At 60.1% G+C, this 7,310-nt stretch carries 4 protein-coding genes; 3 read left to right on the forward strand and 1 reads right to left on the reverse strand.

Annotated features, from left to right (window positions below; translation table 11 throughout):
• The 3 genes from FN829_RS15225 (at position 1) to FN829_RS15235 (ending at position 6,798) form a co-directional block, all read left to right on the forward strand.
• Positions 1-1,188: a HEAT repeat domain-containing protein gene (locus tag FN829_RS15225; protein WP_142987794.1), complete on the forward strand. Its 1,188-nt coding sequence runs from the start codon at positions 1-3 to the stop codon at positions 1,186-1,188.
• Complete coding sequence (locus FN829_RS15230) at positions 1,188-2,651, forward strand: glycosyltransferase family 2 protein (protein ID WP_142987795.1); 1,464 nt, start codon at positions 1,188-1,190, stop codon at positions 2,649-2,651. The genes FN829_RS15225 and FN829_RS15230 overlap by 1 nt, the downstream gene beginning before the upstream one ends.
• 241 nt (positions 2,652-2,892) lie before the next feature.
• Entirely contained in the window at positions 2,893-6,798 is a 3,906-nt protein-coding gene (locus FN829_RS15235; protein ID WP_142987796.1) for a PAS domain-containing protein, read from the forward strand.
• Between the two features lie 128 nt (positions 6,799-6,926).
• Here FN829_RS15235 and FN829_RS15240 read toward each other — a convergent pair.
• Positions 6,927-7,310: arsenic resistance protein (locus FN829_RS15240; protein WP_142987797.1), on the reverse strand; the 384-nt coding region annotated here is incomplete at its 5' end.

The following is a 7,310-nucleotide window of genomic DNA, read 5'->3' on the forward strand; positions in this document are numbered from 1 at the left end:
ATGACTACGCACGGACTCGCGGTTCCTGTGCAGGTCGGCTTCGAAAGCGGCGTCGTCCTCGACGACCTCACGCTGACCACGATTCTCACCGCGATGGCGGTCGTGCTCGGGGCGCTGCTGATCGCCACCGGTGGGTTGACGATCGGTCGGTCGGTCACCGCCGCCGTCAGGCGTCGCCGCCGCGGTCGGGTTCGTAAGGACATCCAAGCCGGCCTGTACGACCGACTGTATCGGGAGAGCTCGCCGGAGTGGGACGCGTGGGTCGACGGGCTCTCCCGAGTCGAACGGACGGTCGCAGAGTCGCTGCTCAAATCGAACCTCCGGAACCTTCGTGGCGACGACGCGGAACGGCTCCGGGGGCTGGGTGTGGCGTTAGGCATCCCGGAGCGTTCACGGCGACGACTCAACTCGTCGCGGCTGTACGTTCGCCTGCGGGCGCTCACCTGGCTGACGCTGTTGGAGATGCCGACGAACACCATGCGGGAAGGGCGCTACCGTCCGGAAGATCCCCGCGAGCGGGCCGCAGTCGCCCGTGTGCTCTACCCGGGTGCCGACGAGGCCGACGCGCCAATGGGGGTTGACCTCCTCTTGGAAGGGGCAACCGAGGCGTTCACCCCGTTCGGAATCGACACGCTATACAGGTTCGGACAACTCGACAGAGAGGCGCTCCACTACCGTGCCGAGCGGGAGGCGACACGGTGGAGCCCGGAGCTGCTCACTCAGGTGTTGTTGATCGTTCAGAAGATCGGCGGACCGGTCGACCCGGCGCGTCTCGGGTGGATCGTCGACCTCCTCGATCACGACTCCCCAGACGTTCGGGCGGGGGCCGCGCGGGCGCTGGGCGTCGTCGGATGGGACGTGAAGACCCAACAGCGTGTACCCGTCGACCGGGTCCTAACTGACGAGTCGTCACACGTCCGCTCAGCGGGGTACGAAATGCTCGGGGAGTGGGGCGACGACGAAGCTGTGGCCCGGCTTCGGACCGCACTAGAGCGAGAGACAAATGACCGAGCGATCCTCGAAGGCGCCCGAGCACTGCACGGGGCCGTCGGCAGGGAGAACTCCGAGACTGTTCCTCCGGTGGCCCAGCCCGCTTGGCAATGGGTTGCCGAACTTCGGGAGTTCGACGCACGAGCCAGACAAACCGCAATCGACACCGATGAGAGTGTCGCGTTGGGGGCCGACTGATGCATACTCTCAGGCATCTCGTGTTGACCGTGCTTGCGGTCAGCGGAATACTCGTCGTAGGCTACTACGCCATCATCAACCTGTTCTACTTCACCATCCACGCGCTCGCGGTGCGCGAACTGCAGGACGATGTCCGCGAGGCGTCGTACGACCCGCCGTTCCGCCCGTTCAGCGCGCCGTCGTATCCGGGCGTCGCAGTGATCGTCCCCGCGTACAACGAGGAGGCCACCGTCGTCGAAAGCTTGCGGTCGATGCTCTCGCTCAACTATCCTGACATGGAGATTGTCGTCGTCAACGACGGCTCGACGGACACCACGCTGGAGACGTTGCGCGATAACTTCGACCTCGAGACAGTCGAAGCGTCGATTCCGCTGGAGGTGCCCAGCGAGCCGATCCACGACGTCTACCGTTCGACAATCTATGAGGAACTACTCGTCGTCGATAAGGAGAACGGCGGAAAGAGCGACGCCCTCAACGCCGGCCTGTGGCTCACCGATAAGGAGCTGTTCTGTGCGGTTGACTCCGACACGATGATCGACCGAGAGGGGCTGTTGCAAATCGTCCAGCCGTTCCTCACCGAGCCGACGAAGGCGGTCGCCTCCGGCGGCACGATCCGCGTCGCCAACGAGTGCGTCATCGAAGACGGCGTCGTCGAGGAAGTTCGTCTCCCAAAGACGGGACTCCCAGGCCTGCAGGCGATGGAGTACCTCCGAGCGTTCTACTCCGGCCGACTCGGTATGAACCGACTCAACGGGCTCATCCTCATTTCTGGAGCCTTCGGCGTGTTCCGAACCGATCTCGTTCGAGAGATTGGTGGCTACCGCCACGACACCATTACCGAGGACTTTGACGTCGTCATGCGGCTCCACCGACTCTTACGGGACCGCGATCAGGAGTACTCAGTCGACTTCGTCCCAGAGCCGGTCGCGTGGACTGAAGTCCCCGACAACCGGCGAGTACTCAGCCGACAGCGTCGGCGCTGGTACCGCGGTATGATTGAGACCGTCCGCACCCACGGCGACATGCTGTTAAATCCGCGGTACGGTCGCGTTGGAATCCTCATCTTCCCGCTGTTCGTCCTTGCAGAGGTGTTCGGCCGGCTCGTCGAGGGGCTCGGGTATGTCTTGTTGCCGGTGGCGTGGTACTACGGCGCGTTGAACGTGGAGTACTTCCTGATTTTCTTCCTGTTGACTACTGGGTTCGGCGTGTTCCTCTCGTGGTTCGGCATCTTCAGCGAAGCGTGGAGCTTCAATCGCTACGAGCGGCCGGGACAGATCCTACGGCTCCTGTGGTACGGCGTTCTAGAGAACTTCGGCTACCGCCAGTGGAAGACGCTCGTTGCGTGGCACGGCCTCTTCGAGTACCTTCGTGGCGACACAACGTGGGGCGTGATGGAGCGCTCGGGCTTCGGTGGAGCCGACGAGGAGTCCGATTCGGAGCCGCCAGACGGAACCGGCGATTGAACCGCGTCCTTGACTCGCGTGGTTTGCCGTGCCTCTAACGTCGATCTTCTTTCTAATGTCTTCGTCGTCGTCAGCAGCCAGAATCTCCGCAGGCTAGCGGAGCACCCGTCCACTTTTCGTAATAGGCTGATATACGGTCCCCTCGGTTACTGCACTTTTTCGGCCGTCATCGACCTCGATAGCCCACGAGGGTGTCTCGCAAGAAATATTTAACCGGTTAGACAGTCGAATCTCTGTAACTGTGCTCGGTACTACTGACAAACTGGACGATCCAATCCGCGTTCTCTACGTGAACTCCGATCCCGCATTCGCGGAGTTGGTTCAAACCAAACTCCAACAGACGAGTACCGAGATCGACTGTATACCTGCCGACGGTATCGACGAAGCACTGCACCATCTTGCTACGGAACGAATCGACTGTATCGTAACGGCGTACTCGCTCGAAGATTCCGACGGTATCGGGCTTACGGAGTCGATTCGCCAGCAGAACGACGATATCCCGATAATCCTCTTTACTGGAAAAGGGAGTGAAGAAATCGCGAGCAAAGCGACTCGTGCCGGCGTCTCGGACTACATCCCAGTCCGATCAGAGCGTGATAACTTCACACTACTCGCGGCCCGCATTCGAACGCTCACGAAGGCTGCTCGTAAACAAACGGAGGCCGAGCAGACCAAACGGCGCTTCCGGCGAACGCTCGAGCGCGCAACTGACGCGATTTACGCCGTCGATAGCGATTGGCGCATCGAGTATGTGAACGAGAAAATGGCCGAGCGAGTCGACCGTGACCCGGACGCGGTCGTCGGACGAACCATCTGGGAAGAGTTCCCGTCGATCGTCGGGACGGAACTCGAAGACAAGTATCGAACGGCGATGGAGACTGGTGAACCAGTATCGTTCGAACAGCATCTGGAAGAGCCATTCGACTACTGGGTCGAAGTGCGAGCGTTTCCAGATGACGACGGGCTGACCGTCTTTTCGCGTGAAATTACTACCGAGCGAGAACGGGAACTGAAGCTAGAGCGCAGTGATGCGATTCTGGAGAACATCCACGACGTCGTGTTCGTCCTCGACGAACAAGGTGATATCGAGTTCGCGAATACGGCTGCAAAGCGGTTGCTCGCCGGAGATCAGTCGGCCCAGCTCTCAGGACAACAGCTCGAAACGGTCGTCGGTGACCGCGTTAGCGATTCCGATATAACGCGATTCTCCCAGGCAGTCGAATCGACGCTCGACGAGATCGAGAGCGATGGTGGGTCCACCGGGTTGTACGATGCAGACCTCCAACTCGACGTCGTGGCCGGGACCAGCGAGCGGACATTCGACGTCCGGGTAGCCCCGTTCCAGAGTCGCAAAAGTAAGCAGGTTCTCGTTGTCGCTCGAGACGTGACCGAACAAAGCGAGGTAAAGCGTCAATTGGAACGAGAGCGGGACGCACTCCAGGACCTCCAGGCAGTCATGGCAGAAAGCGATGTCTCGGCCGAGTCGCGCCTCCAGAATCTCCTTGAAGTCGGTTGCCAGAAGCTCGGACTCGAAATCGGTATCGTCTCGCGGATTCAGGACAGCGACTACACGGTCGAAGCAGCTCACGCACCGGAAGCCGATATCGAAGCTGGCGATCAGTTCGATCTCGAATCGACGTACTGTGCGGAAGTCGTCGGCACGGATTCGGTCTGTTCGTTCGTCGACGCCGTTAGCGCCGGGAAAGAGACGCATCCTGCCTACCGTGACTTCGAGTTAGAATCGTACATCGGCGTGCCACTCGTCGTCGATGGCACGCGTTACGGAACAGTCAATTTCTCGAGTCCGACGACACGAGTCGCGCCGTTCGGAGCGCTCGAACGAACGTTCGTCGAGCTAGTCGCGGAACTGGTGAGTGCCGAACTCTCGCGTCGTCGTGACCATACCGAACTCGAGCGCCAGAGGTTCCTGTTCGACCGCGTTCAGGACATCGCGGATGTCGGTATCTGGGAATTCATCCAATCGAGCGGCGAGCTCATTTGGTCTGACGGGGTCCGTCAGATTCACGGTGTCGACGAGGACTACGAGCCCTCCCTCGACGACGCGATCGAGTTCTACCACCCCGACGACAGAGAGACGATTACCGCAGCAGTCGACCGAGCAATCGAAGACGGGGAACCGTACGACCTCGACCTCCGAATCGTTCGACCCGACGGAGCGGTGCGTGACGTCCGGGCGTGGGGAGAATACGTCGACGACACACAGCGCGGCGACGCAGTACTTCGGGGTGTTTTTCAGGACATCACGGAGCGAGAAGCGGAACGCCGGAAGCATCGAGAACTCGCGGAGGAATACGAGGCGTTGCTCGAAACGTCTGGAGACGCGATATTCTTGCTTGACGTCGATACCGCTGGTGAGGACCCTTCATTCGAGTTCGCCAGACTCAGTCCCGGATACGAGTCACAGACCGGAATTACGACCAAGGAAGTTCGCGGGAAGACGCCACGAGACGTGTTTGGCGACCAGGAGGGTGCTGAACTCGAGACCAAGTACACTCGCTGCGTCGAGCAGGGTGCCCCTGTCTCGTATCGCGAGGAACTCGACATCGGTGACGGTGCTCAGTTCTGGGACACCAGCCTCGCACCAGTGGTCGTCGACGACGAGATTGTTCGAGTCGTGGGCATCGCTCGAAACGTCACCGAGCAGGTCGAACGAGAGCACGAACTCGAGGCGACGAACGAGCGACTGGAATCGCTCATCGGGGCCACGCCACTCACCGTCATGGAGATCGACACCGATGGCAACGTCATCCGTTGGAACGACGAGGCCGAGAATATGTTCGGCTGGTCGCGAGACGAAGTGATTGGTGAGTTCAACCCGATCGTTCCGGACGAGCAGCAAGAAGAGTTCGCCTCACACAAGCAGCGCGCCTTGAGTGGCGAGCGGATTCGGGCGAAGGAGATACGGCGGGAGACGAAAGACGGAGACGAACTGGACCTGCTCTTGTCGGTCGCGCCGATTACAGGCTCCGAGGGGAAAGTCACGAGCATCCTCGCCGTCTTGGAGGACATAACCGAACAGAAACGGTTGGAAGCTCGCCTCCGCTCGCTTCAGGACACCGCACAGCAGCTGAGCGGTGCTGAATCAAGCGACGAGATCGGAGCGATCGCCGTCGATGCCGCGGCCGAGATACTCGACCTCGATATCACCGGAATTTGGGAGTACGACGACCGAGAGAACGTGCTCGCCCCAATTACGGAAACGTCTGAAGCACGAGACCTGTTTGGCGAGTCTCCCCGGTTCACTCCTGGAGACAGTCTGGCTTGGGACGTGTTTGAGTCCGGAGAAACCCAGGTATATGATGATATCCAAGCTGAGGGGCAACCCCACGATCCGAACACAGAGATACGGAGTGAGATTCTCGTCCCACTGGGTGAGTATGGGCTTATGTCGACGGGGTCAGTTTCCACGCAGGTCTTTTCTGAGACGGACGTCGACCTGTTCCGGATTCTCGGTGCGACTGTCGAGGCAGCACTCGCACGAGCGAGCAGGGAGGAAGAACTACACCGACAGAACGAACGACTCGACCAGTTCGCGAGCGTCGTTGCCCACGACCTGCGAAACCCGCTCTCCGTCGCAAAGGGGTTCCTCGAAATCGCAGGGGAGACCGGGAAGGCGGAGCACTTCGAGAAAGTAGAATCCGGACACGACCGAATTGAACGACTCATCGAGGACCTCCTGACGCTGGCACGTGGGGAGACGACGATCGAGGATGCAGAAGAGATCGACCTCGAGAGTATTACGACGGAGGCGTGGGGATACGTCGATACTGAGGAGGCAACGCTTACAGTCGCAGATGGAATTCCGACAGTCACCGGGGATGCAGGGCGGCTGACCCAACTCTTCGAGAATCTCTTCCGAAATGCAATCGAGCACGGTGGTGCCGACGTCACGGTGACCGTGGGTGGACTAGACGGAGACGATGGATTCTACGTTGAGGATACCGGCAGCGGGATTCCCCAGGAGAAGCAAGACGACGTGTTCAAACACGGCGTCACGTCCAGCGAGGGGGGAACCGGGTTCGGGCTCTCGATTGTGGCCGACATCGCGAAGGCGCACGGTTGGACAGTTTCGGTGACAGACGGAAGCAATGGCGGGGCACGGTTCGAGTTCAAGCGGTCGAAATAGTACCCGTTGTCAGTGAGCAAACCGTGCCTGCGGTCTATGCATTGAGAGAACCAGTCTCAACTATTGACAAACATATTCTCTTCATCGTCAAATGGACTATAAGCGTGTGGCGAATGGGTGGTTAAGTATCAGTCATCAGCCGTGGAGCTTGAGGATCCATCTTCGGTCGTAGCCGTCTCGTCTAGCCGCCCGGTCGTGTATCCCCGCCAGTCGTACCGGTCTTGGAGATACAACGCGACTTTCACCAAGGCGAGCAGCACCGGCACCTCGATAAGCGGACCGATAACGGTGGCAAACGCGACCCCGGAGCCGACACCGAACACCGCGACGGCGACGGCGATCGCGAGCTCGAAGTTGTTTGAGGCGGCGGTGAAGCCGATAGCCGTCGTCGTCGAGTAGTCGGCACCGATTCCACGACCCATGCCGAAGCTGACGAAGAACATCACAACGAAATAGATCGTCAGCGGCACCGCGATGAGTAGGACGTCACTTGGCTGCGCGACGATGCGCTC

It is taken from the genome of Halorubrum cibi (assembly GCF_900182635.1).
Classification (GTDB): Archaea; Halobacteriota; Halobacteria; order Halobacteriales; family Haloferacaceae; genus Halorubrum; species Halorubrum cibi.

What these genes read in the sequence shown, in the direction of transcription:
- FN829_RS15225 (WP_142987794.1), top strand. Translation starts at nt 1, where the DNA reads ATGACTACGCACGGACTCGCGGTTCCTGTGCAGGTCGGCTTCGAAAGC.
- FN829_RS15230 (WP_142987795.1), top strand. Translation starts at nt 1,188, where the DNA reads ATGCATACTCTCAGGCATCTCGTGTTGACCGTGCTTGCGGTCAGCGGA.